At 61.9% G+C, this 24,932-nt stretch carries 26 protein-coding genes and 1 tRNA gene; 13 read left to right on the top strand and 14 right to left on the bottom strand.

Translation table 11 applies throughout. The features are described from left to right. Window positions 1-67 precede the first annotated feature (67 nt). From NKH98_RS12385 to NKH98_RS12340, 10 genes are all read left to right on the top strand, one after another. Window positions 68-973: a MurR/RpiR family transcriptional regulator gene (locus NKH98_RS12385; protein WP_352476750.1), complete on the top strand. Its 906-nt coding sequence runs from the start codon at window positions 68-70 to the stop codon at window positions 971-973. Then, window positions 970-2,301: an aspartate aminotransferase family protein gene (locus NKH98_RS12380; RefSeq protein WP_352898765.1), complete on the top strand. Its 1,332-nt coding sequence runs from the start codon at window positions 970-972 to the stop codon at window positions 2,299-2,301. Before NKH98_RS12385 ends, NKH98_RS12380 begins: the two co-directional genes overlap by 4 nt. A 94-nt stretch (window positions 2,302-2,395) precedes the next feature. Further along, complete coding sequence (locus NKH98_RS12375) at window positions 2,396-3,349, top strand: TAXI family TRAP transporter solute-binding subunit (RefSeq protein ID WP_352899033.1); 954 nt, start codon at window positions 2,396-2,398, stop codon at window positions 3,347-3,349. Window positions 3,350-3,405: 56 nt separating this feature from the next. Then, on the top strand, window positions 3,406-6,006 hold the full coding sequence (locus tag NKH98_RS12370; protein WP_352898763.1) for a TRAP transporter permease: 2,601 nt from the start codon (window positions 3,406-3,408) through the stop codon (window positions 6,004-6,006). An 87-nt stretch (window positions 6,007-6,093) separates the two neighbouring features. After that, a complete protein-coding gene (locus NKH98_RS12365) occupies window positions 6,094-6,999 on the top strand; it encodes a DMT family transporter (RefSeq protein ID WP_352898760.1) in 906 nt (301 codons plus the stop codon). Between the two features lie 193 nt (window positions 7,000-7,192). After that, complete coding sequence (locus NKH98_RS12360; RefSeq protein ID WP_352898758.1) at window positions 7,193-7,912, top strand: FadR/GntR family transcriptional regulator; 720 nt, start codon at window positions 7,193-7,195, stop codon at window positions 7,910-7,912. A gap of 51 nt (window positions 7,913-7,963) precedes the next feature. After that, entirely contained in the window at window positions 7,964-8,938 is a 975-nt protein-coding gene (locus tag NKH98_RS12355; RefSeq protein WP_502894239.1) for a sialic acid TRAP transporter substrate-binding protein SiaP, read from the top strand. Window positions 8,939-9,075: 137 nt separating this feature from the next. Then, window positions 9,076-9,648, top strand: a complete 573-nt coding sequence (locus NKH98_RS12350) for a TRAP transporter small permease (protein WP_352508693.1) — start codon at window positions 9,076-9,078, stop codon at window positions 9,646-9,648. Between the two features lie 3 nt (window positions 9,649-9,651). Then, window positions 9,652-11,058 (top strand): TRAP transporter large permease, encoded by a 1,407-nt coding sequence (locus tag NKH98_RS12345; RefSeq protein WP_254818544.1) that lies wholly within the window; start codon window positions 9,652-9,654, stop codon window positions 11,056-11,058. Then, a complete protein-coding gene (locus NKH98_RS12340) occupies window positions 11,055-12,104 on the top strand; it encodes an L-idonate 5-dehydrogenase (protein ID WP_352777288.1) in 1,050 nt (349 codons plus the stop codon). Before NKH98_RS12345 ends, NKH98_RS12340 begins: the two co-directional genes overlap by 4 nt. A 126-nt stretch (window positions 12,105-12,230) precedes the next feature. Here NKH98_RS12340 and NKH98_RS12335 read toward each other — a convergent pair whose 3' ends face one another. From NKH98_RS12335 to NKH98_RS12290, 10 genes are all read right to left on the bottom strand, one after another. Continuing rightward, a complete protein-coding gene (locus tag NKH98_RS12335) occupies window positions 12,231-13,973 on the bottom strand; it encodes a relaxase/mobilization nuclease domain-containing protein (RefSeq protein WP_352898755.1) in 1,743 nt (580 codons plus the stop codon). After that, entirely contained in the window at window positions 13,970-14,221 is a 252-nt protein-coding gene (locus NKH98_RS12330) for a hypothetical protein (protein ID WP_254818547.1), read from the bottom strand. Before NKH98_RS12330 ends, NKH98_RS12335 begins: the two co-directional genes overlap by 4 nt. Next, entirely contained in the window at window positions 14,218-15,261 is a 1,044-nt protein-coding gene (locus tag NKH98_RS12325; RefSeq protein ID WP_352898753.1) for a lytic transglycosylase domain-containing protein, read from the bottom strand. The genes NKH98_RS12330 and NKH98_RS12325 overlap by 4 nt, the downstream gene beginning before the upstream one ends. 4 nt (window positions 15,262-15,265) lie before the next feature. Further along, window positions 15,266-15,592 (bottom strand): DUF736 domain-containing protein, encoded by a 327-nt coding sequence (locus tag NKH98_RS12320; protein ID WP_352895641.1) that lies wholly within the window; start codon window positions 15,590-15,592, stop codon window positions 15,266-15,268. A 45-nt stretch (window positions 15,593-15,637) separates the two neighbouring features. Beyond that, window positions 15,638-16,198 carry a S26 family signal peptidase gene (locus tag NKH98_RS12315; protein ID WP_352898751.1) on the bottom strand — a complete coding sequence of 187 codons (561 nt, stop codon included), beginning with the start codon at window positions 16,196-16,198 and terminating at the stop codon, window positions 15,638-15,640. Continuing rightward, a complete protein-coding gene (locus NKH98_RS12310; protein WP_352898749.1) occupies window positions 16,195-16,626 on the bottom strand; it encodes a replication initiator protein A in 432 nt (143 codons plus the stop codon). The genes NKH98_RS12315 and NKH98_RS12310 overlap by 4 nt, the downstream gene beginning before the upstream one ends. A 16-nt stretch (window positions 16,627-16,642) precedes the next feature. Further along, complete coding sequence (locus NKH98_RS12305; protein ID WP_254818552.1) at window positions 16,643-16,933, bottom strand: helix-turn-helix transcriptional regulator; 291 nt, start codon at window positions 16,931-16,933, stop codon at window positions 16,643-16,645. Between the two features lie 114 nt (window positions 16,934-17,047). After that, window positions 17,048-17,572, bottom strand: coding sequence for a DUF2285 domain-containing protein (locus tag NKH98_RS12300; protein ID WP_352895635.1), 525 nt, complete (start codon window positions 17,570-17,572; stop codon window positions 17,048-17,050). 46 nt (window positions 17,573-17,618) lie between these two features. Then, window positions 17,619-17,804 (bottom strand): transcriptional regulator domain-containing protein, encoded by a 186-nt coding sequence (locus tag NKH98_RS12295; protein ID WP_352476789.1) that lies wholly within the window; start codon window positions 17,802-17,804, stop codon window positions 17,619-17,621. 167 nt (window positions 17,805-17,971) lie between these two features. Further along, window positions 17,972-18,250, bottom strand: coding sequence for a DNA -binding domain-containing protein (locus NKH98_RS12290; RefSeq protein ID WP_352895633.1), 279 nt, complete (start codon window positions 18,248-18,250; stop codon window positions 17,972-17,974). A gap of 126 nt (window positions 18,251-18,376) precedes the next feature. On the opposite strand from NKH98_RS12290, the gene NKH98_RS12285 reads away from it, so the two are divergent. Continuing rightward, window positions 18,377-18,592 carry a helix-turn-helix domain-containing protein gene (locus NKH98_RS12285; RefSeq protein WP_023674290.1) on the top strand — a complete coding sequence of 72 codons (216 nt, stop codon included), beginning with the start codon at window positions 18,377-18,379 and terminating at the stop codon, window positions 18,590-18,592. Window positions 18,593-18,786: 194 nt separating this feature from the next. Here NKH98_RS12285 and NKH98_RS12280 read toward each other — a convergent pair whose 3' ends face one another. The 4 genes from NKH98_RS12280 to NKH98_RS12265 form a co-directional block, all read right to left on the bottom strand. Continuing rightward, window positions 18,787-19,116, bottom strand: a complete 330-nt coding sequence (locus tag NKH98_RS12280) for a DUF736 domain-containing protein (protein ID WP_352896004.1) — start codon at window positions 19,114-19,116, stop codon at window positions 18,787-18,789. Window positions 19,117-19,899: 783 nt separating this feature from the next. Beyond that, window positions 19,900-20,835, bottom strand: a complete 936-nt coding sequence (locus NKH98_RS12275) for a DUF2493 domain-containing protein (RefSeq protein ID WP_352898748.1) — start codon at window positions 20,833-20,835, stop codon at window positions 19,900-19,902. 311 nt (window positions 20,836-21,146) lie between these two features. After that, the gene (locus tag NKH98_RS12270; RefSeq protein WP_352898747.1) at window positions 21,147-22,193 is read right to left on the bottom strand and encodes a DUF7146 domain-containing protein; all 1,047 of its coding nucleotides are present in this window, start codon (window positions 22,191-22,193) and stop codon (window positions 21,147-21,149) included. Beyond that, on the bottom strand, window positions 22,193-22,510 hold the full coding sequence (locus tag NKH98_RS12265) for a hypothetical protein (RefSeq protein ID WP_352899048.1): 318 nt from the start codon (window positions 22,508-22,510) through the stop codon (window positions 22,193-22,195). The genes NKH98_RS12270 and NKH98_RS12265 overlap by 1 nt, the downstream gene beginning before the upstream one ends. Before the next feature lie 904 nt (window positions 22,511-23,414). Here NKH98_RS12265 and NKH98_RS12260 point away from each other — a divergent pair. Beyond that, window positions 23,415-24,686 carry a tyrosine-type recombinase/integrase gene (locus NKH98_RS12260; RefSeq protein WP_352898745.1) on the top strand — a complete coding sequence of 424 codons (1,272 nt, stop codon included), beginning with the start codon at window positions 23,415-23,417 and terminating at the stop codon, window positions 24,684-24,686. Then, window positions 24,687-24,784 (top strand) — tRNA-Pro (locus tag NKH98_RS12255). The last annotated feature ends 148 nt before the right edge of the window (window positions 24,785-24,932 follow it).

Genomic DNA, 24,932 nt, shown 5'->3' with positions numbered 1-24,932 from the left:
ATGAATCAATCTTTGATCACACTGAAACAGACGTTGCAATCGCTGGTCTGGCGAGTTAGCAATATCCATGGACCAGGAAGAGCTTGCTGGACAGATCGTCACTGCCTTCGACGGCATGTCGGCGCAGCTTCGGTCGGCCGCGCGCTATGTCCTTGATAAGCCGTATGATGTCGCGCTGTTGTCCATGCGCGAGCAGGCCCGGCACGCAGGAGTGCAGCCGGCGACGATGACGCGGCTGGCCCAGCATCTCGGCCTTGATGGCTACGAGGCGGTACGCGATATCTACGCCGCCGCGATCCGGGACGGCGAAATCGGTTTCGCCGGCAAGGCGGGCCTTCAGGTCGCCAGCCAAAAGCTCAAGGGCGACCACGCGCTGGCGGCCGATATTCTGGATTCGATTTCCAGCCAGCTTGCCCATCTCGCCGAAGGCAGGTCGATCGACCGTCTGGTCGAGACGGCCAGGGCGCTCAGTGCGGCAAGGCGCGTCTATTGCCTCGGCCTGCGCTCGAGCCACGCAGTGGCCTGGCATCTGCATTACATCCTGTCGCTGATCGGCGAGAAGTCGGTGCTGCTGCACGGCATCGGCGGAACCGATGGCGACGCTCTGGCCCATGCGACCAGGGACGACGTGCTGATCGCCGCCAGCGTCCTGCCCTACACGCGCTTCACCATCGAGCTTGTCGAGTACGCTGCCGGCCGCGGCGTACCGGTCATTGCGATTACCGACAGCGGGGTAGCGCCCTTGGCGCTGCTTGCCGATCACCTGGTCGTCGTGCCGACCGGCAGCCCGTCCTTTTTCCACACCATGACGCCAGCTTTCATCGTTGCTGAGGTCCTCGGTGCTCTTGTCGCGGGGCAGGCAGGCGAGGGCGCTGTTGAGTCGCTGCGACGTTTCGATGAGCAGGGCGCCGCCCTCAAGACCCATCTGAACCAGCGTCCGCCGAAGAAAATGCCCATCAGGGACCGTCGATGACACACATTCTTCATCGAACCATCCGCTCGACGCTGCCGGTCGCCGCTCGCGGCCAAGGCATCGAACTGTTCGATGCCGAGGGCAAGTCCTATATCGACGCGTCGGGTGGCGCCGCCGTGTCCTGTCTCGGCCACGGTCATCCCGACGTGATCGCCGCGCTGCACGCCCAGCTTGACCGCATCGCCTACGCACACACCAGCTTCTTCACCACCGAGGTGGCGGAGCGCTTGGCGGATCGGCTGGTCGAGGACGCGCCGAAAGGATTGGACCACGTCTATCTGGTCAGCGGCGGCTCGGAGGCGGTCGAGGCCGCGCTCAAGATGGCCAGGCAATATTTCGTCGAGAAAGGGGAGCCGCAACGGCGCCATCTCATCGCACGCCGGCAGAGCTATCACGGCAATACGCTCGGCGCTCTCGCCACCGGCGGCAACGAATGGCGGCGCGCCCAGTTCAGGCCGTTGCTGATCGAGACCCACCATATCGACCCCTGTTACGCCTATCGCTATCAAAAGCATGGCGAAAGCGACGAAGCCTATGCGGCGCGCGCCGCTCGGCAGCTCGAAGACAAGATCCTTGAACTCGGCCCCGACGCGGTCATCGCCTTTGTCGCCGAGCCGGTGGTGGGTGCGACACTCGGCGCCGTGCCGTCGGTCGCCGATTATTTCAAGCACATTCGCGCGATCTGCGACCGCTACGGCGTGCTGCTCATTCTCGACGAAGTGATGTGCGGCATGGGCCGTACCGGCACGCTGCATGCGTGCGAGCAGGGCGGCATCGCTCCCGACCTGCTGACCATCGCCAAGGGCCTAGGCGGTGGCTACCAGCCGATCGGCGCGGTGCTGCTTGGCCGGCATATCTTCGAAGCCTTTGCCCAGGGCTCGGGCTTCTTCCAGCATGGACATACCTATATGGGGCATCCAATGGCGGCGGCGGCCGGCCTCGCCGTGCAGGAGGTCATCCGGCGCGACCGCCTGCTCGACAACGTAAGTGCAATGGGCGCGCAGCTCGACGAGCGCCTGCACCAGCGCTTTGATAATCACCATCACGTCGGCGACATTCGCGGACGAGGTCTGTTCAGGGGAATCGAGCTGGTGGTCGATCGCGCCAGCAAGGAACCGTTCGACCAGAGATTTGAACTCAACGCTCGGATCAAGCGCGAAGCAATGGCCCGCGGCCTCATGATTTATCCGATGGCCGGGACGATTGACGGTGTGCGGGGCGTTCATGTGCTTGTGGCGCCGCCTTTCATCATTTCCAGACAGGATATCGATCGGATCGTCGAACGGCTCGGTGAGGCGATCGACGCTGCGATCGCTTCAGCGGCCTGACCCGCACGACGCGGACCGCCTCAAACCAGTTCCAACGCGTCATCGGCGATGGGCCGGGACACCCACCAGAGAGGTAGCAACCATGTACAGTTCGATGAAAACCCTGATCGGCGCGGCGGCTTGCATGCTGCTGGCGCTGCCGTCCGTCGGAGCCGAGCAGCGCTTCGTCACGGTCGGCACCGGCGGGGTCACCGGCGTCTACTATGCCGTCGGCGGCGCCATTTGCCGGCTGATGAACAAGGACCGGCAGAAAACCGGCATCCGATGCTCGACCGAGTCGACTGGCGGTTCGGTCTTCAACGTCAACTCCATCCAGACCGGGGACCTCGATTTCGGCTTGACCCAATCGGACGTCCAGTACCAGGCCTATGAGGGGACCGGAAATTTCGAAGGCAAGCCGTTCAAGGATCTGCGGGCCGTCTTCTCCGTCCATCCCGAGCCGTTTACCGTGCTGGCGCGGCCCGATGCCGGCGTCATCAAATTCGAGGACTTCAAAGGCAAACGCTTCAACGTCGGCAACCCCGGGTCAGGCACCCGCTCGTCGATGGAGGAGTTGCTGAAGCAGATGGGCTGGACGCTCGGCGATTTCTCGCTTGCCGCGGAGCTGAAGGCGGACGAGCAGGGCAACGCGCTGTGCGACAACAAGATCGACGGTTTCTTCTACGGCGTTGGTCATCCTTCCGCCGCGATCCAGGATCCGACCACGGCCTGCGGCGCCAAGCTCATCCCGCTGACCGGTCCGGCAGTGGACGCGCTGTTGGCAGCTCATCCGTACTATTCAGTCGCCACCATCAAGGGTGGCATGTACGCCAACAACCCGGACGACGTGAAGACATTCGGCGTCCGCGCCACCGTGGTGACGAATGCCAGCACGCCCGATGAGGTGGTCTACCAGCTGGTGAAGTCGGTCTTCGAAAATTTCGACGACTTCAAGAAACTGCATCCGGCTTTCGCCAATCTCGATCCCAAGGAGATGATCAAGACCGGTCTGTCTGCGCCAATGCATCCGGGCGCGGAGCGCTATTACAAGGAGAAGGGCTGGCTCTAAGGCCTTCAATGCGAGGCGCCAAGGGCGCCTCGCATCGCAAATAAATGTGGGGAACGATGACAGATCAAAGCCAGCGGGCGGCAGCGCCTGACCAACCCGTTATCGACATCGACAAGCTCAGCGAGATCGTCGCGGAAGCCGACACCGGTGGGCGCAAGCCGACCGGCCGCACCGCGAAGCTGATCCTCGGCGTATCGCTTGCATGGTCGCTGTTCCAGCTCTGGTATGCCTCGCCCCTTCCGTTCATGCTCAATTTCGGCGTTGTCAGCGACGGCATCGCCCGCTCCATCCATCTGGCCTTCGCCCTGTTTCTGGCGATGCTGACGTTTCCGGCCTTCAAGACCTCATCACGCAGCCGGGTGCCGCTACCCGACTGGGTGCTAGGCATCGCCGGGGCGGCGTCCGCCCTCTATCTGCTGGTGTTTTATAGCGATATCGCCCACCGGCCGGGTCTTCCCACTACAGCTGACCTGGTCGTATCGATCGCCGGCGTCCTCATCCTGCTCGAGGCCGCCCGTCGCGCCGTCGGGCCTGCCATCACTGTCATCGCGGCGATCATGCTGATCTATATTTTCGCCGGGCCTCACCTTCCTGGCCTGCTCGGCCACAAGGGCGCGACGTTATCGCGCGCAGCCTCGCAGATGTGGCTGACGTCCGAGGGGGTGTTCGGTGTCGCCCTCGGTGTGTCCACCAATGTCGTCTTCATGTTCGTTCTGTTCGGAACATTGCTGGAGCGCGCCGGCGCCGGCGGCTTTTTCATCCAGCTTGCCTTCTCGCTGCTCGGCAAATACCGCGGCGGTCCGGCCAAGGCCGGTGTCGTGGCTTCCGGCCTGACCGGCATGATTTCCGGCTCGTCGATCGCCAATGTCGTGACCACCGGAACCTTCACCATCCCGCTGATGCGGCGGGTCGGATATTCTGCGGTGAAGGCGGGTGCCATCGAATGCGCGGCCGGCGTCAATGGTCAGCTGATGCCTCCGGTGATGGGCGCCGCCGCGTTCCTGATCGCGGAATATGTCGGCATCTCCTATGCCGAGGTGGTCAAGCACGCCTTCTATCCGGCGCTGCTGACCTACGGCTCGTTGTTCTACATCGTCGATATCGAGGCGATGAAGACAGGGATGAAGGGCCTGCCGTCACGCCGCACGCACTCCGCATTTCAGGGTGCGCTGCGCGGGCTGATGGGCATGTGCGGCTTCATCGTCCTCGCAGGGCTTGTCTATTACGGCATTGGCTGGACGAAGATCGTTTTCGGCGCGGCCGCGACCTGGATGATTACCGCCGCGCTGATCGCCGTTTACATCGGCCTTGTCGCCTACCGGGCGCGCTATCCCGACCTGCCGCTCGAGGATCTGGAGGGCGAGATCGTCAGGATTCCGCACTTCGGCGAGACGGCGCGCACCGGATTGCATTTTCTGCTGCCGGTGATCCTGCTGATCTGGTGCCTGATGGTGGAGGAGCTGTCGCCCGGCCTCTCGGCATTCTGGGGCGTTGTTGCCCTGATGGCGCTGATCGTCACGCAACGGCCGCTCACCGCCTTTTTCCGCAAGGACCGAGCGCTGGCACCGCATTGGCTTCACGGTTTCGACGATCTGGTCGGTGGCCTGTCCGCCGCTGCGCGCAACATGACGACGGTCGGCATTGCCACTGCGACGGCCGGCATCATCGTCGGCACGGTCCTGCTCACCGGCATCGGGCTGGTGATGACCGAGCTCGTCGAATTCATCTCGGGCGGCAGCTTCATCGTCATGCTTTTGTTCACCGCGGTGATCTGCATCATTCTCGGCATGGGCATGCCGACCACCGCGAGCTATGTCGTCGTCGCCACCTTGATGGCGCCGGTCATCGTCGATTTGGCGGCGCAGAACGATCTTGCCGTGCCGCTGGTCGCCGTCCACATGTTCGTTTTCTATTTCGGGCTGATGGCGGACGTGACGCCGCCCGTGGGGCTGGCGGCCTATGCTGCTGCGGCAATTTCAGGCGCCGATCCGGTGAAGACCGGGATTCAGGGCTTCAAGTACGAGATCCGTACCGGCCTCTTGCCGTTCATCTTCATCTTCAACACCGGCCTGCTGATGATCGATCTCGAAGGGCCGTTCGACTTCGTGGCGATGGTGGTCACATCGACGCTGGCCATGGTCTCGTTTGTAGCAGCGACGCAGAATTGGCTGCTCGTCCGCAACCGCTGGTACGAGACGATTGCGTTGCTTCTGGCCTGTTTCATCTTGTTCAGACCGGGATTGTTGCTCGATCAGGTGAGCGAACCTTATCGGGCAGTGCCTGCCTCCGAACTCAGCCGTATCGTCGACGAGACAGCCGAAGGCGGAGCGGTTCGCCTGCGCCTGACGACACTGAACCTCAACGGCGATGAAATATCGAAGCTGGTTCGGCTACAACTCGGGCCCGCAAATTCATCGGCCGAACGCCTGAAGGCTGTGGGGCTGGACGTCAGCGCGCTCGGCGACAGCGTGATGGTCGGCGTCGTGCGACTGGGCAGCCAGGCGGCCAAATTCGGCCTGCAGCCCGGCGACGAAATCAACCAGGTGCTAGTGCCCGCGGAGCGGCCGTCGCGCTATTGGTTCGCGGTTCCAGCCCTGCTGTTGCTCGGTCTCGTCTTCTGGGTTCAGAAGCGGCGAAGGCGGACAGTCGGCCCGTAAGCGTCTTGTGAGCGGAAGAGGCTCGCCAGCATGTCAGTAACAAGAGAACCAAACGGCGCCGCGGAACCGGCTAATGCGGAAATGCGCATGACGACGCGCGACCGCCCCTTCGAACCCGTCGACTACGGGCTTTACGCACTAACGGTCATTGCCTGGAGCGCATCGTGGTTCGCGATCGAACTTCAGGTCGGCAGCGGCGTGTCGAACGAGGTCAATCTGGTCTGGCGCTTCGCCATCGCCACGCTGCTGATGTTTGCCTGGGCGGGTTTCTCCGGTCGGCGGCTCCGCTTCCCGATCACCGATCATTTGCGCTTTGCTGTGCTTGGCATCCTCATCTTCTCGTCGAACTTCCTGTTTTTCTATTATGGCGCCGGCTATCTCGTCAGCGGCTTGCTCTCGGTCGTCTTCTCGCTCGCCTCGGTCATCAACATGCTGCTCGGTGCCTTGGTCATCGGCGAGCGCCCGGCGCCGCGCATTCTCGCCGGCGGCGTCATCGGCTTCGCCGGCATAGCGCTGATGTTCTTCCCCGAAATCGCTGCCAACGGGCTTTCCGGCGGCACGTTGGTGGGCCTTCTTCTGTGCCTCTGCGGCACCCTGAGCTTCTGCGCCGGCAATCTCGTCTCCGTCGCAAACCAGCGCCGCGACCTGCCGCTCGTTTCAACCAACGCCTGGGGCATGCTCTACGGCACTTTGTGGTCGGCGTTCCTGGCCTTCCTGTTCGGTGAGCCGTTCGTGTTCGCGACGACCGCCTCTTATATCGGCTCGCTGGTCTTCCTCGCCGTCATATCGACGGTCGTGGCTTTCGCCGCCTACCTGACGCTGCTCGGACGCATTGGCGGCGCCCGCGCCGGTTATGCGACCGTCATATTTCCCGTCTTTGCGCTTTTGATCTCCACGGCGCTGGAAGGCTATGCCTGGACTGCGTATGCGATCATCGGGCTCGTCCTCGTCGCCGCCGGAAACGTCCTGGTCATTCGAGGAGGACGACGCTGACGCATGCAATGCTTCGCAATGCGCCGCCTTCCGCTGCGCGGGCCCCGCCACATAGGTGGACCGGATAGATCGGGCAGGGCGCCTTCTTCTTCTGTCTGTTTATCCAGCTTGACTCTCTTGGTCGTCAGTTTAGGCTGCGGTCAATGGGTCAGACCAATGTACCAGGGCGGCCGGTGAGGGGAATTAGACGCGCATGCCGATCCAGGCTGTTGAACCTCGCCGGCTATACCGACAGGTCGCCGATCAGCTCAGGCAGCTGATCGATGCCGGCGAGTTTTCCGTCGGCGACCGTCTGCCGACCGAGCGGGATCTGGCCGACCAACTCGGAATTTCCCGCCCGACGGTCCGTGAAGCGCTGATAGCGTTGGAGGTCGAAGGCCGTATACGCATCCGCGTCGGCTCGGGTATCTACGTCACCGATCCGCCGAGCGCCGCCGCCTCCGAACCCGAAGTCGAGGAAGGGCCTTTCGAGCTGTTGCGCGCGCGCGAATTCGTCGAAGGCGCGATCGCCGCCGAAGCGGCCCTCCATGTCCGGCCTGCAGACATCGAACGGCTCGACGACGTGCTGCGCCGGATGGAGGCCATGCGTCACCCCAACAAGATGACCATTGCGCTCGACCGGGAATTCCATACCGCTGTCGCCGGCATTCTCGAGAACGCGGTGCTGGTGCGCTTCATCGGCGAGCTTTTCGACCAGCGCATGAACCCGTACTTCGAACGCCTGTCGATCTATTTCGAGACCAGCGATTCCTGGCAGGTCGCGGCAAGGGAACATCGTGCCGTGCGCGATGCAATTGCCTCGCGCGACCCCGAGCGGGCCAAGGCCGCCATGCAGCAGCATCTGCGCCAGTCGCAAATCAGATTCTCACGCAATTTCGATGAGAGAGCCGCAGCCAAGGAGGTTGCGGAATAGCAGTTGGCCTGGGGGAGATCCGGCCGTCAAATTCAACCACGGAGGAATTAGATGCTGAGAAAATACGCAGTTCTGCTCGGTGCGATCGCCGCAATTGCCATACCCATGGCGTCGGCCTCGGCGGAAACGGTCCTGAAATGGGCACATGTCTACGAGACGACGGAGCCCTTCCACACCGAATCCGTGTGGGCTGCCGACGAAATCAAGAAGCGCACCCAGGGCCGCTACGCCATCGACGTCTATCCGGCCTCGCAGCTTGGCAAGGAAGCCGACATCAACCAGGGCCTGATGCTCGGCACCGTCGATATCATCATTTCCGGATCGAGCTTCGCGGCGCGCGAATATCCACCGATCGGCGTCACCTATTTCCCGTACACTTTCCGCGATGCCGACCATCTGCTGAAATACACGAAAAGTGACGTCTACAAGGCCCTGACCAAGGGCTATGAGGACAAGACCGGCAATCACATCGTCGCCACCACTTATTACGGGACGCGGCAGACCACCTCGAACCGGCCGATCGCCAAGTGCTCCGACATGCAGGGCTTGAAGATGCGCGTTCCCGACGTGCCGGCCTATCTGGCCATGCCGCGTGCCTGCGGGGCCAACACGGCGCCGATTGCCTTCGCCGAGGTCTATCTGGCTCTGCAGAACGGCACGGTCGAGGCCCAGGAGAACCCGCTGACCACCATCGAGGCGAAGAAATTCTATGAGGTGCAGAAGAATATCGTGCTAACTGGCCATATCGTCGATCATCTCAACACCATCATATCGGCGTCGCGCTGGGCCTCGCTGTCCGACGAGGACAAGAAGATCTTTACCGAGGTGATGCAGGAGGCTGCCGCCCGCGCCACGGCGAAGATCGTCGCCCGCGAAAAGGAACTGGTGCAGGTATTCAAGGACCGCGGCATCACCGTAACGGATGTCGACCGTGCCGACTTCGAGAAGAATGTGTTGGAGAAGGTCACCTTCGAGGAGTTCGGGTACAACAAGGCCGATTGGGAAGCGATCCGCGCTATCAAGTAGAGCATCGGAAACTGGATGCTCAATCAAGAGGATAGAGCGGCAATCGGATTCGCCGCTTTAACCTGCCCATCCGTCCGGCTTCAAATTGCGCCGGACGGCCTTCCTTGACGATCCACCAGCTTCGGGAGTCCGCGCCAATGGCCGAGGAACACCACACCGAGATCACCGTCGAAGAGATTGCGCACGCCTTCGAGGAGGTGCCGATACGCGTCGACCTGTCGGACCACGGTATCGAGGACTGGGTCACGCTTGCCGTGTTCTGGGGCATGGTCGTCTGTGTCTTCCTGCAGTTCTTCACCCGTTATGCGCTGAACAACAGCTTTGCCTGGACCGAGGAGATCGCCATCAATGCGCTCGTCGTCGTTGTCTTTCTCGGCGCCGCCATGTGCGTGCGCCTTTCGCGCCATATCCACGTCGACGTGCTTTACCACTATCTGCCGGAGCGTGTCGGCCGCTGGCTGGCGCTCGCCGTCGATATTATCCGCATCGCCTTCTTCGCCTACGGATCCTGGCTGATGTGGCGCTATGTCACGATCGTGGCGCATGAGCGCATGGTCACCGTCAACTTGCCGCGGCGCTGGTTCTTCTACGCCGTCCTGGCCGGGTTCGTGCTGATGCTTCTGCGCTCGATCCAGGTCTTCATCGGCAATTACCGGCGCGGCTATTCGGTGCTCGAGCGTCCTGGTGCGTTCGAGACGGCGGGGGTCTGAGCGATGCTGCTTCTGGTCGGGGGCTTTCTTGTCCTGATGCTCATCGGCGTGCCGGTCGCTGTTTCGATGGCGGCCGCCTCGATCCTTTACCTCGTCATCTACGGCGTGGCGCCCGATATCATCGCAGCCCAGCGCATGATCGCCGGGGTGGAGAGCTTTCCACTGCTCGCCGTGCCCTTCTTCATTCTGGCCGGCAACCTCATGAACATCGCCGGCGTCACCGGGCGCATCTATTCCTTTGCCCTTGCCCTGGTCGGCTGGATGAAGGGCGGCCTGGCGCAGGTCAACATCATCGGATCGGTGATCTTTTCCGGCATGTCGGGCACCGCGCTCGCCGACGCCGCCGGTATCGGCACCATCGAGATCAAGGCGATGAAGGACCACGGCTATCCTATCGACGCCGCGGTTGGCGTCACCGCCGCTTCCGCCACGCTCGGGCCGATCTTTCCGCCCTCGCTGCCCTTCGTCATCTACGGCATGATGGCCAATGTCTCGATCGGCGCGCTGTTCATGGCCGGCATCCTGCCCGGCGTGGTCATGACCATGCTGATGATGATTACGGTTGCCATCTTTGCCTACAATCGCGGCTGGGGCTCCGACACGCCTTTCGAGCTTCGGCGGCTCGCCGAAGCGGCGGGCGAGGTGCTGGTGGTGGCTGCCTTTCCGATTGGCTGTTACGTGCTTGTGCAGCTTGGCCTGTCGATCAACGTCGCGGTCGGCATCGCGCTGCTGCTGCTGATCGCCGCAGACTGGTATTTCGATTTCTCCGCGGTCATGGCGCTGATGACGCCGGTCATCCTGATCGGCGGCATGACGATGGGCTGGTTCACGCCGACCGAGGCGGCAATGGCGGCTGTGATCTGGTCGCTTTTCCTCGGGCTGGTGCGCTACCGCACGATGACGCTGCGTTTGCTTGCCAAGGCCAGCTTTGACACGATCGAGACGACCGCCTCCGTACTGTTCATCGTTACCGCCGCATCGATCTTCGCCTGGCTGCTTACCGTCAGCCAGGCGGCACAGCTGTTTTCGAACTTCATTTTCGCGCTCACCGAAAACAAGTGGGTCTTCCTGATCCTGGTCAACATCCTGATGCTGGTGGTCGGCTGCTTCCTCGATACGATCGCCGCGATCACGATTCTGGTGCCGATCCTGCTGCCGGTCGCCGCCGTCTACGGCATCAACCCGGTGCATTTCGGGCTGATTATGACGCTCAATCTGATGATCGGGCTTTTGCACCCGCCGCTCGGCATGGTGCTGTTCGTGCTGTCACGCGTCGCCAAGCTCTCGGTCGAGCGCACCACCATGGCGATCCTGCCGTGGCTGGTGCCGCTTATCGTGGCGCTGCTTCTGATCACCTTCATACCCGCCATCACGCTCTGGCTGCCGACCGAGATGGGCTTGATCCGGTGAGTGGCCAGGTGATCGCCGCAACGCTGTTCGGCCCGCAGGACCTGCGCGTCGTGGAGCATCCGCTCGAACCGCTGGCACCAGGCATGGTGCGTGTGCGCTTCGGGGCCGGGGGCATCTGCGGCTCCGACCTGCATTATTTCCGCCATGCCCGCACCGGCGACTTCGTTGTGACCTCGCCGCTTGTCCTCGGCCATGAAATCTCCGGCGAAATCGTCGAGATCAACGGCGCGGCACCCGGCCTGGGCGTCGGCGACCACGTCGCGGTCAATCCGTCACGCTGGTGCGGGCATTGCGCTCGATGCCTGGAAGGCCGCGCCAATCTCTGCGAAAACATCTACTTCATGGGCTCGGCATCGAAGACGCCGCATATGCAGGGCGGCTTCGCCAGTCTGTTCGACGTCACGCCCGCGCAATGTTTCAAGGTTCCATCTGATGTGGCCTACCAGGCGGCCGCACTTGCTGAACCGCTGGCGGTCAGCCTGCACGCCGTCGCGCGGGCCGGCGACATCAGGGGCCGCAACGTCGTCCTGTTCGGTGCCGGTCCCATAGGCCTCTTGACCATGCTCGCGGCCAGGCTTGCCGGCTGCGCTGAACTGACCGTCGTCGATATCGCCGCCGCGCCGCTCGCCTTCGCACGCAGGTTGGGCGCCGACAGGACGATCGACCTTGCCAGCGGGGACGCCGAGATCCAGTCGCTCGCGGCCGGCGGTTCGCTTGATGTGGCGTTCGAGATTTCAGGCACTGCCGCAGGCCTTGCCGCGGCAATCGCCAGCGTCCGGCGCGGCGGCACGGTGGTCCAGGTCGGCAATCTTCCCGGTGGCCAGATCCCGCTGCCCGCCAATGCGGTGATGGCCAAGGAGATCGACCTCAAAGGCACCTTCCGCTTCGGCAGCGAGTTCGGTCGCGCAGTCGACCTCATTGTGTCACGGGAGGTGGACGTCCTAAAGCTGGTGACGGCGGAGCGCACGCTTTCCTCCGCCCCCGATGCCTTCCGACTTGGCGCCGACCGCGCTCAAAGTGTCAAGGTCGTGCTGACCGCGGACTGATTGAGGATTCGCAACGTCCCTGTTTTTACGAGCCCATTGGCGCTTCACCGTGCAGGTACAAACAGAGGATGTGCGACGGACCGTGCCGGCTTCCCAGCATCAGGATAGAGCATACGCGTGTAACCATCATAAGCCGATGCCGCGCTTCTTTCCAAGGCGCCAATCCACGCCCCCCGTATCTGAACACACGACCCCGGTAACTTGATTGCCCAATCGCTTTTCGAGCGACGGCGACCAGGGCACCAGCTTGAATTCGAGTCCATTATCGATCATTGCGAGCCGGCCTGAAGCCAGCAAGAAACGCCGCCGGTAAATCCCAGCCAAATGATTGCCGTTGGCGGCCTTCGTGAATGACAGGCCCGTCTCGGCGGCGACGCGGGCACCGAGCGATTCCACCTCATGATCGTGTAGTGTATCGATCAGATTGCGGGCAAAAATGACGCGCTGTCCCTCGCGCCTGGCCAGATCGCGCCTGACAAGGTGATCTACCCGATCTTGCAGTGCCCGTCTTACGTCCTTGCCAAAGCCGCCGTCACCGAATTCGGCGGGCTCGCGTGCAACGAGTTGGCGATCGAGCCAAGTCGCGCCGGAAGCATGGACCTGCTGTTCGATTGAGAGGTCGGAGCGGACGGCGAGCGTGACCCGGCCACCGCCATTTGCACTCGCATCGCGACACAACTCCACGACCGAGCCCGGGTCGGAATCTCCTGCCGCATCAGGATCATGGAAGCGAATGTGGTGCGTGCGTCCATCGATGCCATCGACGATGGCATAGGCCGCGCCGCGCCGTTCGTCATCAAGGCCGCGTTCGAGCAGTCGGCCGATCACGGGCGCATCAATTTTTTCCGCGGCCAGCACGTAGTCGACTGTCCCCTTTTCTAGCCCATGCACGGTGAGACTGCGGTGCATGCGCTTGATGATGTCGCCGCGTTCACCGAGGGCGCGCAAAGTGGCCTCGGCCTCTTCGACCACCATCCATTGGCCGGGACCGATCTCGTTCGCGAGACCCAGGCATTCCAGTTGCCGCAGCCGGCCGACTTTGAGCCCAAGGAACTGGTCGGGATGGCGATCAGGGTGTGGCGCGAGATCAATGATACCATGACGGTCGGCGTCACGAACAAGCTGGCGATCGAGCTGCGTCCAGCGCTCATTGTCGACTTGGTGCTCGATGGCCTGGCGGATGTCGAGGTCGGTGCGGAGCCCAAGCGTCTGGGTGAGAATGTCGCTCGCCCGATCGCGCATGCCTTGGCGGATGTAGTCGCGCGAGATGACAAGACTCTCGCCATCGTCGGCAACGCCGCGAACGAGGATATGAACGTGCGGATGTTTGGTGTTCCAGTGGTCGACGGCTATCCAGTCGAGCCTCGTGCCGAGGTCGCGCTCGATGTCGACCATCAGGTCACGAGTGAAGTTCTTGAGGTCGCCGAGCTCCATTGCGTCGTCCGGTGAAACGATGAAACGGAAGTGATGCCGATCGTCCTTGCAGCGATCGCAGAAGGCGTCATGATCTGCCTCTTTGGTCTCAGGGCCGAACATCCTCGCCTTCTCACCATCACGCGTAACACCTTCGCGGCGAAGATATTTGAGATGGGTGGCGAGTGGCGCAGACCCTCTGAACTGCCGCACCACACGGGTCTTGACGACGGCGCCGCGTGAGCGGTCAGAGATGAGGCGACTGGCGCGGATGCTCGCTGACCTGCCGCGGCCAAACGTTGAAGCTCGCGGGGAGGTGATCCGACCCTCGCATGTAAGGTGACCGCCGGCGCGCTGTGTGGCCGCAAGAGCCTGGAAGATGAAGGGTCGTGCGCGCTGGCCGGCGCGGGAGCGGATACGACCGGGGCGGACGCGAAAGGTATCGTCACGCTTCATGCTAGGCGGCCACGAGGTGCGGTTTCCATTGAAAGACTGAAAAAATGGGGATAGCGCACATCGCTGATTGTGGCAGCACATCGCGAAATGAGTCGAAAATTGTAAGGAAAACAATCGGCCGAACCGAGCCGCACCTCGCGGCCCTTTATCCTGCCACTCTCTCTGTCCTCATCTGCGGCCAACCCTTCCGCCGCAATTTCCGCGACGGAACAGGCCGGAATGGAATTGAGGAGGAACGTGGCGATCATCGCGATATGCCTAAAGAGGGCTGAGCGAATAGGCCGGAAACAGCGTGGTTCGATTGGAAATCGGTTTCACTCCGCCGTGGCTCGATCGCGGTCAGGTCCGCAACAGGATGGCCCATTGGCGACTGCATCGCTGACGAATGAATCGCCGCAAAGATCGTCTCGGCATAACCATTGCCATCCGATACAGCGGCGTTCCGAATGTCATGGGGATGCGCAAAGATCGTTGCACGGAGTGAGCTGGCTCTGCCCCTTCTTTGCCGCGCGCGGCGCGGACTGAGAACTGCACCATCAAGCAGCGGCGCGAGTTTCCTAACGTAATCGACCGTCTCGCGTGGGAGCGGACGGCCGGTCGAGAGATGTTCCGTGTACCGACCAGGACCGGCATTGTAAGCGGCAAGAAAGCCGCTGCGCCCGAAGCTGTCGAGCATTTCGCGAAGATATGCTGCACCTGCAAGAATGTTGTCACGCGGTCGATAGGGATCGTCACCGAGACGGTATTTGATGCGCAGTTCTTCCCACGTCGCCGGCATGATCTGCATCAAGCCCATTGCGCCCTTGCTTGAAAGCGCACGAACATCGCCGACGCTCTCAACATGCATGACGCCGCGCAGCAACCGCTCTGGAATCGCGAAGCGTTTTGACGCTTCCCGGATATGCCGCGACCACGGGCCAGCCGACAAGATCGTCGACTCGGAGTGCGCCGGCCGTTCACCAGAGGAAGCCGCTGCACCAGTTTCGGGCGCCACGAAGCCGAGCATGACACATGCGGCAAACGTCGTCATGCCTCTGTGGACTGCATCCCGCAGACCGCAGAACCGATGCGCCGCCAGCCTGCGACGGTGTTCGCTTCCGTTAAGGGCAGGGGCTCGCCGATCGAACCGGCTTTGCCAAAACTGTGATGAGATCGGTGTCCGGAGCCACAGGCAAGTGTCCGGCCCCCTCTGGGCTGCGTCGCGGGCGATCGGGTCGAAGGGTTTGACCGGCACGCAATGGATCAAAAGGGTTGGCGAGAAAGATTCGTCGAAGGGCTCCAGAAGCATCTGTTCAGCCTCGCCCGTCGCGCTTCGAGGATCGGTTCCAGTGCAGGCTCCAGACGCTGTTCTCTGCATCGGACCTGAACAGCTTGGCGCGGATCGGCTGCGTAAAGGACGGGTCGTCAATTGAGACGGAGAGGTGATCCCCAGCCTTGTCTCCGGCGCGGTCCCAAGCCGCACCGACCGCCATCCCTTCGCAATAGATCAGATAGTCGGGCGCGTTTTCGGTTTTTGATTTCTCGGCAGGCAGAATGGCAATCTTCGCCTCGATTGTTAGCGTGGAGAGATTGCCGAAGAAGCCGTCATCATTGCGCGTGAAGGTTCCGATCTGGGTCATTGCAGTGCTCCTTTCATGAGTGTTAGTGCGCGTTCAGCCGAGCCGTCACGGCTCGCTAGAAAGGGGATCGTGGGTGACCTCCAGCACCGGAGTGGTGGGCTCCGTGGTCCAGACGGGAACCGCGCGGCCAACGATTGATGAGAGCGGGAGCGGGCCGAAATAGCGGCTGTCAAAACTGTCGGCCGCACCCGGGTTCATAAGGAAGACGTCCGCCTCGGCAATGTCGCGGCAGCCCTGCCAGATGGGCAGGGGTCGACCGCGACTGTCACGCTCGCGCGCATGTCCATACGTCTTGCCGTTGACGATGATCGTTGTGCCTTGGCGACAGACGGTTGCGCCTCCCAGTGCTAAAATAGGCTTCAGGAGCGGCACATTTTTCGGCAGATACCCGCGTCTTGCCATGAAGGCCGCCAATGGCTCGGGCGGCATGATGACGGCGATATCGGCAATACCGATTTTGTCGGCCGGCTGGACGCGATAGAGCCCGACGGGGATGCTCGCCGATGCGTTCCAGATGGACAGCGGCGGAGGGCTTATCCATGCCGGCGCCGCCGCGAGCACTGCGCCGCCAATCATCGTGGCGATGATCTTTGTGCGCTTGCTCATGACTCGATCCCGGGGCGCAGCAGGCAAGTTTTACGACGCTGGGCCGTGTATCGGCTCGGCTGCTCGCGTGGGGCTATCCGGCTGTGGACATGGCGCCGATTACGCGGCGACATGAACGTCAGGGTTTGCTGCTGTTTCGCCGCTACCACGCGCCGCAGTTGCAATCTCCTGGCTTGCGCGTGGATGGTTTGCGACGCAGCCCAGACCAGGATGGCAGCGTTCCAAATCGCTGCTATGCCGTGCACACTTGCCGCCTCAACGCAGGTCGATTCTTCGCCCGCATGAGAATGGATCGGTCTCAGGTGGCGGGATTTCACCAACAAGACGAGTTGCCACGCCACAACGTCCTGCGTGCCGGGTGGAGCGAAGCCGGATGAGGGGACATGAGACAGCGCAAATTGCTGCTGAACGGTCTCGCGATACTGCATTGCGGTGCGCCACAGATCAGGAGCTGCGGTCGCGCCTGCCGACATAGGCGGGCGCGCGGGCTGCATGGGGTTTTGCCGGCGGAACATAGGTCGCGTTGGCATCGCTGGTGGAGGTGCGTGCGCCCAGATCTATCCAAGCGTGCAGGTCGTTGATGTCGTAGAGAACGCGCCCGCCGACCTTTCGGTATTTTGGGCCGGTGCCGTAGGTCCGGTGCTTTTCGAGTGTGCGGGCGCAGAGCCCGACGATGTTTGCTGCCTCCTTCGTGCGCAAATACTTTTGGGGCGCGTCCGCGGGACCCTTCGACATCGCTCGATCTCCATTCGGTTCTGCTGTCGTCCTGGCCTGCCGGGACGCGCGAAGTGGACCATGATCGAAATGAGGAAAGGCGAGGGAGGGCAAAGATTGGGGGGTGCGTTTTTGCTACCCCGAAGAAGGACTTCGGCGGCCGGACTTTTCGCTGCGGTTGTGGGGGTAGAAGAGAAGATCGCGATAGCCGCCGGCGACTAAAAAAGCTGCACGGCGTAAGATAGCTCGGACCTTGTGGCGGAGATGATGATCACGCCAATCTCGCGGCACAATCGGCTCTTGCGAGAACAGCACCTCCGCGAGCTGACGATAGGTTGCACCCCTGCGGTGACCATCATGTGCGCGTAAATTGAGGATATGCCGGGTCTTGGTCTGTTGCGGCAGTGCGCCGTAGGATGGACCGGCTGCCCGGCCGTTCAGTGCGCGCCAGAACCGGCGCGCTGCATCGAGCCGCGTCTCGAATGCAGCGTCGAGCGGCAGAAGGATGGCGTTGAATTCACCGGCGCGGTCGTTAGCGACGAGATGACTTTTCCCAATTGAGGTAGACCAAATAATGTGAAGGCCTTCGTCCTGCGGCCAAACGCTGGCTCCGCCAAGGCTGGAAGGTCGAACTGTCTGATCGGATGCAGATACCCGCATGACCCGGAGCACGCGCGGCGAGGCCTGTTCCGTCCAGATGATATTGTCAGCTTTCGGAACTCCGGCAGCGGCAGTTTTGAAATCGCGCGCCCCAACGGGCGGCGAGATCGGGCTGACCGGCAGGTTCTCCAGAACCAGCGGGTTGCGATGCAAGCTGGCTGCACTCTGCCACGAATTCGTCATTCCGGATCAGATACTCGGCAGCGAACTCCGTAGCCTGGTAGCTGCACATATGTGCATACGCCGCCGGATCGGTCCAATCGCCTTGCACTGTTCCTGTCCTCGCCGCGTACCCGGATGTGAGGCGTCGGCGTCAACATTCAGGGGGATAAGGAAGTTGGATAGTTGGAGAGTCGGCAAAACATTATGCCGATTCAGCAAAGTGGAGCGCCGGTCGCGTCAGTGCGGAGCGCCGCCGGCGAGAAGATATCGGTAGCCGCTGGTCGTCATCCATCGCGCGCGGGCAAGATGGGTCTCCCAGGACCGGAACGCTCGTTCCGGCTCCTGCTCCGGGTCCATATGCAAGACGATCCTGGCCACCTCTCGCCAATCGGCATCTTCGGCTGCCGCGTCAAGCAGGCGAATATAGGTGAGCAGACGCTCCTCGTCATAGCCGGTCAGGACCGGAGCATCCGGCGCAATGTCGGCGACATCAGGATCGAGCAGCGGTTTAGGCATGGTATTTGACCGTTCATATTTCGATCGCGATCTCGAAGGAGCCGTCCTGCAGATCGAGCACCAATCATAGCGAATAGGAACGATCATTCCTAGAACGATAGTTCCCTTTCTGATCCCTAATCCGTCATGAACCTCAAGGAGATCATGGCGGCCAACATGCGTCGTCTGCGCCATGACCAGAACGTGACGCAGGAGGAACTGGCCGCCCGCTCTGGACTGAGCATGCGTTACGTGGGATCGATCGAGCGCGCTCGGGTCTCGGCCAGCATCAGTGTTCTTGGCAGGATCGCCACTGCGCTGAATGTGGACCCATGCGAGTTGATCAGAAAATCGGCACCGTGAGTTGACGCGGGAAGCACCGCGAATTTTCGATGATCGGCGAGGCAACATGCAGGAATGAAGTCTCCAGTCGCGAACACGACCGGTAGTCGCCCCACAGACCGACGGAGCTCGTTGCGCAGCGACTGCGCTCAGCTTGTCGGGTAAAAGGAGAGCGGCCCCGCCCTGTTCGTCCGGGCGGAGCCTTGGTCGGGGCCTTACTCGGCGTTGCGGCGCCCGTTGGGGCGGGACCAGACGAGGCTGAAGCCTTCGCCTTCCTCATCGTTGAAGAGGTTGGCGTAGATCGGAGCAGTGAAGCTCGGATCGTCCAGCTTCATGCCGAGATAGTCGCGGCCGTCATTGGAGCGCTTGGACCATGCGGCGCCGATCTCGACCTGCCCGACGAAGACACGGTGGCTGGGGGCGCTGTCACCAGAGCGGTTGGTCTCGGGCACGACCCGGACGTTCTTGGTCTGGAGCGAGAGGGTCACGATTTCGCCGGTGAACTCGTTGTTGCCGGCCCTCTTGAAGGTTCCGATTATCGCCATGAGTTTTCTCCTTGAACTCTGTTTCGAGCCCGCACCGTTGCGGCCTCGATGGCGATCGGCGGGCCGGAGGCGATCGACGCCGCATCGCTTGCGACCGCAGCGCCAGCGGAGGATGGCAGCCAGGCGACTTTGTTGTTTGGCGAGGAAATGACGGCGCAGCCGGCAGGGGAAGAAAGTCGATCGGCGCCATTGCGGCTTAGGCGATCGAGGCGCAGCCGACCTTCGGCCAGATCAGCCCATTAAAGAGGCCGTTTGGAGCGGCCCACCAGATAGAGACATCAACGGAGAACCTGGCGATACCGTCGCTGGCGAAATCCCGGCCACGAGGATCAGCGGCGTCGATGCTCCTCTGTACAGGCAGTGCGAGTCGCAAGCTGTTGTCAGCACCGCGCTTAAGACACGGTTCAAGTCACGGCTGACGTGCATCACCGGATATCCGCTATCTCTGGAACGAGACGGCACGCCGTGGTGGATTCGAACTGTGCGTCGCGCGATGCCGTGTCAGCGACAACGCTAACAATGCGACGGCCGCTCAAGAACAAGCATCCTGCCCACGCCGGTGTTCGATGAGTTCGCCCAGATCCGGCCCCTGTTCGGTTGAACAGGCGTCGTTATTCGCAGCTGTGATGCCAGCTGCGACGCAGCTGAAACGTTGACGGCAAGCGTGACGGCGTCGCTCGCCTTTGCCAGGGCGCGGACTTGAGTATCGCATAAGACGGGCGGCGCCGCGCCGCCCGACCGCGGCCGTATTGTACAATCGACAAAGGGTAGGGCGGGCAGCGCTTACGCGCCGCCTCCCTTGGGGCGGAAGTCGAGGACTGGGATGCCGAGCTTTTTTGCCTTGTCAGCAAGACTGTCCTGAATTCCGGTCCCGGGAAAGACGATGACGCCTATCGGCAGCAACTCCAGCATTGCGTCATTGCGCTTGAACGGAGCGGCTTTGGCATGCCTTGTCCAATCAGGGGCAAAGCCGATTTGGGGTACCTTGCGATGATCTGCCCAACAGGAGGCGATTTTTTCGCCACCCTTCGGCGATTTCCCGTGCATCAAGACCATGTCGGGATGCCGGGCGTGGACCTGGTCGAGCTTGGCCCAGATCAGCTGGTGGTCATTGAAGTCGAGCCCAGCGGTGAAGGCGATTTTCGGGCCAGGTGGCAGAAGGACTTCCTGCGAGGCACGTTTCTTGGCGCTGAGAAAGTCGCGGCTGTCGATCAGCGCAGAGGTCAGGTTGCGGTGGTTGACCATCGATCCGCTGCGCGGTCGCCAACTGGATCCGGTGTGGCGCTCATAGTGCTCCGCGGCCTGATCACGCATCAGTTCGAAGGCGCTTTGGCGTTCGATCAGCGTCTGCCCTTCGGCCGTCAGGCGTTCCAGCTCGACGGATTTCACTTCGCTGCCGTCCTGCTCACACTGGCTGCGGCGTTGCGCCTGCTCGTTGTGGTCGAGCTCGCGCTCGATCCGATCTGCGGCGCGGTGAAAGATGTTGACGGTCGACCATAGAAGATCGTCGAGATCGGGCTCGAGGCGAGTGTCTTGTAGTGCCACGATGAGGGCGTCGAAGATGTCGGCGATCGCGCCGGCGACGCAGTGGCCCTCTGGAAGCGGTCGAGGATCAGGCTCATCTGCGAAGGGCCGGTAGCCATAGAGCTGGAGTTCGGTGAGGACTTGGTCGATGGGTGAAGACGAGCGCTGTGGTTCGTAGTCGTTATGCTCGCTCATTGGATGCTCCGCGGTTGGACCGCGACCCTCGCGGCCTTCATGGCGACGGAAGCCGGCGGGCGGGACGGACCTGCACCCGCAGCGAAGCGAAGGGCCGGAGTGTCAGCGGAGGAGGGGGAAGGCCGGCTATTTTGCTTCGCGATGGAAAGCGCTCCCTTGGGAGCGCGCCGGAAAATAGTCGGCCGAAGACATTGCGGGTCTGGCTCGTTTGCTGGCCGATCGCCCTCTCGAAGGCCCGCAGGCGCGGTTCTCTCCGACTTCGGGGCATCCGAAGCGATGCAAGCGACAGCGGACAGGTTGTTCGTTCCAAATTATCCCGCCACTGCCATGAAACGGGCGATGTCCTGCGGCGCGAGCTGGACACGCGCGCGTGCTCGAAGATCATCCACGCCAAGCGTACAGAGATCTTCGTTGAAGTCTCCAAGTATCGGCGAGAGCACAATCGCCTCAATCCCGGCAGCATTCGCTCTTTTGATCAAGGTGTCACGTGCGCCGTCGCCGGCTGGATCGGCATCGCGCACGATGTAGAGCCGTCTCAGCGTGAGGGGGAACAGCATGGCAGCGAGATGGGCTGCCGAGAGTGCCGCTGCCATAGCCATATCGGGCAGGATGCACCGAAGCGACAAGACGGTCTCGATGCCTTCGCCGCCCGCCATGACGTCGCCCGGCAGGCCAAAGCGAACCGCGTGACCGAGAAGATCGCCCATCGCGCGCTTCGGCGTACCGACCGGTGCCTTGCCCCTGCCGGAAGGATCAAGCCAGGTGCGATGTGCGCCAGTCAAATGGCCGTCGAGATCGGTGACGGAAGCGATCATCGCCGGCCAGGTCTCGGTCGGCGCGTATTCGTCGGGCCGGTAGTAGCAGTGCGGGTGAAAACGCAGGCTTTCGGTCCCGTGCAAAGCGGTAATACTGCGGTTGCGCAGATACGCCTCTACGACTGTACCCGCAATCGGCTGCGACATCGCAAACAGCCGACGCGCTGCTCCCGATGATCCGGATGGCGTGTCTACCGATTTCTGCCGGGGAGAGATCTGCTCTGGTTCGGGATGCGGGAAGCCGAGAAACGCCATTGCTTCATTGACAACGTCCTTGAAGTTGCTGAAGCCGCGGCTTTCGCGGATGACGTCCAGAAGGTCGCCATGCTCGCCAGTCGCCGCATCGGCCCACTTGCCGGCGGCTCCTTTTCCGTTCGCTGACCCGACGAGACGCACGAACATTGAGCGGCCCGGCGTGTTTTGCACATCGCCGACAAGCCAGTAGCGGCCCTCACGATGCCCGTTCGAAAGATAATAGCGACAAACCGCCTCAGCCTGCCGGCCGAGGCGGTGCGCCAGTTCTGACGCACCGTGGCGGGCCATCACGCGTCCTCCCGCGTGTCGATGCGCTGCATGGGATAGGGTTCCCGCAGCTCGGCCCAATTCGCGGGTCCGAGTGCCTGCGGCTTAGTGGGATGGGCCGACCCGGCGCGAATCTCGACTGCGAGGCGGTCGATGCCTCCACTGCTGGTCTTGGGCGCGATAAGGCGCGAGTGGCTCGCCACTTCAGCTACGAGGTCAGGCAGGTCCTCGATCCAGATGTCAGCCTTGATGCGGGCCTGGGACTGGGAGAACACCAACTTCCTGAAGGTGATGTCTCGCGAGGACAAAAGGGTAATTTTCTGAACGGTAGTCGCCATCGGGATGTACTCCGAGACGGGCAGTCGAGAGCCTCTCTCTCGAGCTTCAAACCCGTCATGGAGATCCCGGCACTCCTTGTCCTCTTGTGCTTGGCAGCCAACCGAAGTTGTCGCGGGATAGCAACTCAGTCACGGCGCTCCTGTTTACAAACGCGGCTGCAACATACAAACGTGCAGCAGCGCGCCACGGCGCTGCGATGAACAGGAGCGCGGTCGGTAGCGTGCGACACCGAGGCTATGCGGCTGAGCTCCATCGCGAATAGAGCGCTTTTTGCGACGGGAAAACGATTTGGACGTGGATGGTCATCACGGGCGGCCTGCCGCTAATCGTCGCCAGCAATAACGTTGCCAGCCAAGAAGCGAAGGAGATAGTCCGATTCCCTGCTCGCCTGAGAGGCGGCGCGGGGCGCGCAGGCGTTGCGGCGCAAGGGGCCATGCCGGCAGTGTCGATACTGAACCGATGGTCGAATCCCCTTAGGAGTGTGTCTGGCCGGACTGGAAGCAGAGGCCAGCCAAAGACTTGGTGGCGTAATCACGCCGATTGACAGGTCGAAGGCGCCTCTTCGCCGCAGCACCTCCGGGCGGCGGTTTTCGCAGCGGGTTTTTTGGACAAGAGTTCTCTAGCAGGACCGTATCCAGAATGGCGAGACAGAACGGCGTGCTCAACGAGATCCGCGAACAGCTTGGGCCTAAGGACTGCTGAGGACTTCTTATTGAAAATCCCCGACCAATTCGACGAAACCACGCCATTGCGCGTCGAAATCGCTGCGCGAATTGCCTTTCCCGACGGCTCGATGAGTGCAGCAGGCCTACGTAAGGAACGTGACGCCGGTCGGCTTGAAACGGAGCTAATCGCCGGAAAGGAATACGTGACCTTGATAGCAATCACGAGGATGAGGGAACTATGCCGCGGACGTCGAAAGGGCCACGCCTTGTATGGCGTGACGAAAGCTGGAAAAAAGATGGAACGCTCCGAAACAAAGCTGGATGGTTTATCCGCGATGGGACCAGCTTCATCAGCGCTGGCGGCGGCGAAAAAAGCCGTCCGGGAACTGAAGCGGAAAAGGCGCTCGCCGCCTACATCGGAAGCAAATACCACCGAGCGCGCGGAGCCGAGGAAGTCTTAATTGCCGATGTGGTCAACCTCTACCTTAAAGAGGTTGCACCGAAGCACGCCACACCAGAAGAGACCGCGGCTCGGCTGGACAAAATCCTTGATTTCTTCGGCGAAAAAACTCTCGCCGCCATCAACGGCAAACTCTGCCGCGAGTACGTTGCCTCGCGCCCAACCGAAGCCGCGGCGCGCCGCCAACTCGAGGATCTTCGTGCCGCCATCAACTATTACCGCAAGGAGGGTTATACAACCGCCGCACCGACCATCACCCTGCCTGACAAGGCCGTCGCTCGCGAACGCTGGTTGACCCGCGGCGAGGCGGCCGCACTCATATGGGCCGCCTGGCGAATGAAGCAAACATGGAAGGGCCAAGAGAGTTGCCGGCGCACCGGGCGACATCTCGCGCGCTTCATGCTCGTCGCGCTTTATACGGGAACGCGCTCGGCCGCAATCTGCGGTGCCGCCATGCGTCCAACCAAAGGGCGCGGTCATGTGGACCTCGACCGCGGTATTTTCTATCGGGGTGCCACCGGCGCAAGGAAGACCAAGAAGCGCCAGCCCCCCGTACGCTTGCCGGAGCGGCTGCTAGCGCACCTCAGGCGCTGGGCGCGCACCGATCTCCACATCGAGACCAAATCGCGCGGCAAAAGTGCGAACATCGGTCGCAAAATATCGCAGGATTTTGTTGTCGAATGGAATGGAAAGCCGGTGCAGTCGATAGACAAGAGCTTCAAGAGGGCGCGCGAAATCGCCGGCTTAGGGCCCGACGTTACTCCGCACGTGTTCCGCCACACCGCGGCGACTTGGATGATGCAGGCCGGCACCGATATGTGGCAGGCTGCCGGCTTTCTTGGCATTACAGTGGATGTCCTGATTGAAACTTACGGTCATCATCATCCTAATTTCTTGGCAGACGCCGCCGAGAAGATCACGAAGAAGCCGGTTTTCTCCAGGTCGCCGCAAACCGTTCCCAGTATGACTCAAATCACGAGATACGAACGCGGTGTGCTCATCCCACAGGTTTCCCACAGATACGGCGAAAGGACACGCGACCAGTCGTGAGCGAGCGTGGCGAAGGAGCCCAGGAACTTAACGGCTTTCTGGTAACTCTACATCGTTCGGGGCGATGGGGTCGCAGGTTCAAATCCTGCCACTCCGCACCCCCGCTCAAAGGTACGACCCGGAGACATGGGTAACAGAATGTACCTAAGACATGGGTGACAACCTCGTGCCGAACGGGTTGTCGATGGTCTGCAAGGTTCTCTGTTCCAGGTCGATATATCCCAGATCATAGTGCATGAAGCTTAC

This window comes from Mesorhizobium sp. M0833, from assembly GCF_040319905.1.
In the GTDB taxonomy this organism is placed as follows: Bacteria; Pseudomonadota; Alphaproteobacteria; order Rhizobiales; family Rhizobiaceae; genus Mesorhizobium.
The sequence above is the reverse complement of the archived record's forward strand: the minus strand, read 5'-3'. Positions and strand labels throughout refer to the sequence as shown.

Excerpts from the sequence above, each read along its gene's own strand:
- NKH98_RS12375 (WP_352899033.1), top strand. The coding sequence starts at position 2,396 with ATGAAAACCCTGATCGGCGCGGCGGCTTGCATGCTGCTGGCGCTGCCG.
- NKH98_RS12380 (WP_352898765.1), top strand. The coding sequence starts at position 970 with ATGACACACATTCTTCATCGAACCATCCGCTCGACGCTGCCGGTCGCC.
- NKH98_RS12285 (WP_023674290.1), top strand. The coding sequence starts at position 18,377 with ATGAACCTCAAGGAGATCATGGCGGCCAACATGCGTCGTCTGCGCCAT.
- NKH98_RS12335 (WP_352898755.1), bottom strand. The coding sequence starts at position 13,973 with ATGAAGCGTGACGATACCTTTCGCGTCCGCCCCGGTCGTATCCGCTCC.
- NKH98_RS12360 (WP_352898758.1), top strand. The coding sequence starts at position 7,193 with ATGCCGATCCAGGCTGTTGAACCTCGCCGGCTATACCGACAGGTCGCC.
- NKH98_RS12270 (WP_352898747.1), bottom strand. The coding sequence starts at position 22,193 with ATGGCCCGCCACGGTGCGTCAGAACTGGCGCACCGCCTCGGCCGGCAG.
- NKH98_RS12300 (WP_352895635.1), bottom strand. The coding sequence starts at position 17,572 with ATGCGGGTATCTGCATCCGATCAGACAGTTCGACCTTCCAGCCTTGGC.
- NKH98_RS12305 (WP_254818552.1), bottom strand. The coding sequence starts at position 16,933 with ATGTCGAAGGGTCCCGCGGACGCGCCCCAAAAGTATTTGCGCACGAAG.
- NKH98_RS12345 (WP_254818544.1), top strand. The coding sequence starts at position 9,652 with ATGCTGCTTCTGGTCGGGGGCTTTCTTGTCCTGATGCTCATCGGCGTG.
- NKH98_RS12355 (WP_502894239.1), top strand. The coding sequence starts at position 7,964 with ATGCTGAGAAAATACGCAGTTCTGCTCGGTGCGATCGCCGCAATTGCC.
- NKH98_RS12260 (WP_352898745.1), top strand. The coding sequence starts at position 23,415 with ATGCCGCGGACGTCGAAAGGGCCACGCCTTGTATGGCGTGACGAAAGC.
- NKH98_RS12310 (WP_352898749.1), bottom strand. The coding sequence starts at position 16,626 with ATGCAGTATCGCGAGACCGTTCAGCAGCAATTTGCGCTGTCTCATGTC.
- NKH98_RS12320 (WP_352895641.1), bottom strand. The coding sequence starts at position 15,592 with ATGACCCAGATCGGAACCTTCACGCGCAATGATGACGGCTTCTTCGGC.
- NKH98_RS12385 (WP_352476750.1), top strand. The coding sequence starts at position 68 with ATGGACCAGGAAGAGCTTGCTGGACAGATCGTCACTGCCTTCGACGGC.
- NKH98_RS12280 (WP_352896004.1), bottom strand. The coding sequence starts at position 19,116 with ATGGCGATAATCGGAACCTTCAAGAGGGCCGGCAACAACGAGTTCACC.
- NKH98_RS12315 (WP_352898751.1), bottom strand. The coding sequence starts at position 16,198 with ATGAGCAAGCGCACAAAGATCATCGCCACGATGATTGGCGGCGCAGTG.
- NKH98_RS12350 (WP_352508693.1), top strand. The coding sequence starts at position 9,076 with ATGGCCGAGGAACACCACACCGAGATCACCGTCGAAGAGATTGCGCAC.
- NKH98_RS12365 (WP_352898760.1), top strand. The coding sequence starts at position 6,094 with ATGACGACGCGCGACCGCCCCTTCGAACCCGTCGACTACGGGCTTTAC.
- NKH98_RS12265 (WP_352899048.1), bottom strand. The coding sequence starts at position 22,510 with ATGGCGACTACCGTTCAGAAAATTACCCTTTTGTCCTCGCGAGACATC.
- NKH98_RS12290 (WP_352895633.1), bottom strand. The coding sequence starts at position 18,250 with ATGCCTAAACCGCTGCTCGATCCTGATGTCGCCGACATTGCGCCGGAT.
- NKH98_RS12325 (WP_352898753.1), bottom strand. The coding sequence starts at position 15,261 with ATGCTTCTGGAGCCCTTCGACGAATCTTTCTCGCCAACCCTTTTGATC.
- NKH98_RS12295 (WP_352476789.1), bottom strand. The coding sequence starts at position 17,804 with ATGTGCAGCTACCAGGCTACGGAGTTCGCTGCCGAGTATCTGATCCGG.
- NKH98_RS12275 (WP_352898748.1), bottom strand. The coding sequence starts at position 20,835 with ATGAGCGAGCATAACGACTACGAACCACAGCGCTCGTCTTCACCCATC.
- NKH98_RS12370 (WP_352898763.1), top strand. The coding sequence starts at position 3,406 with ATGACAGATCAAAGCCAGCGGGCGGCAGCGCCTGACCAACCCGTTATC.
- NKH98_RS12330 (WP_254818547.1), bottom strand. The coding sequence starts at position 14,221 with ATGATCGCCACGTTCCTCCTCAATTCCATTCCGGCCTGTTCCGTCGCG.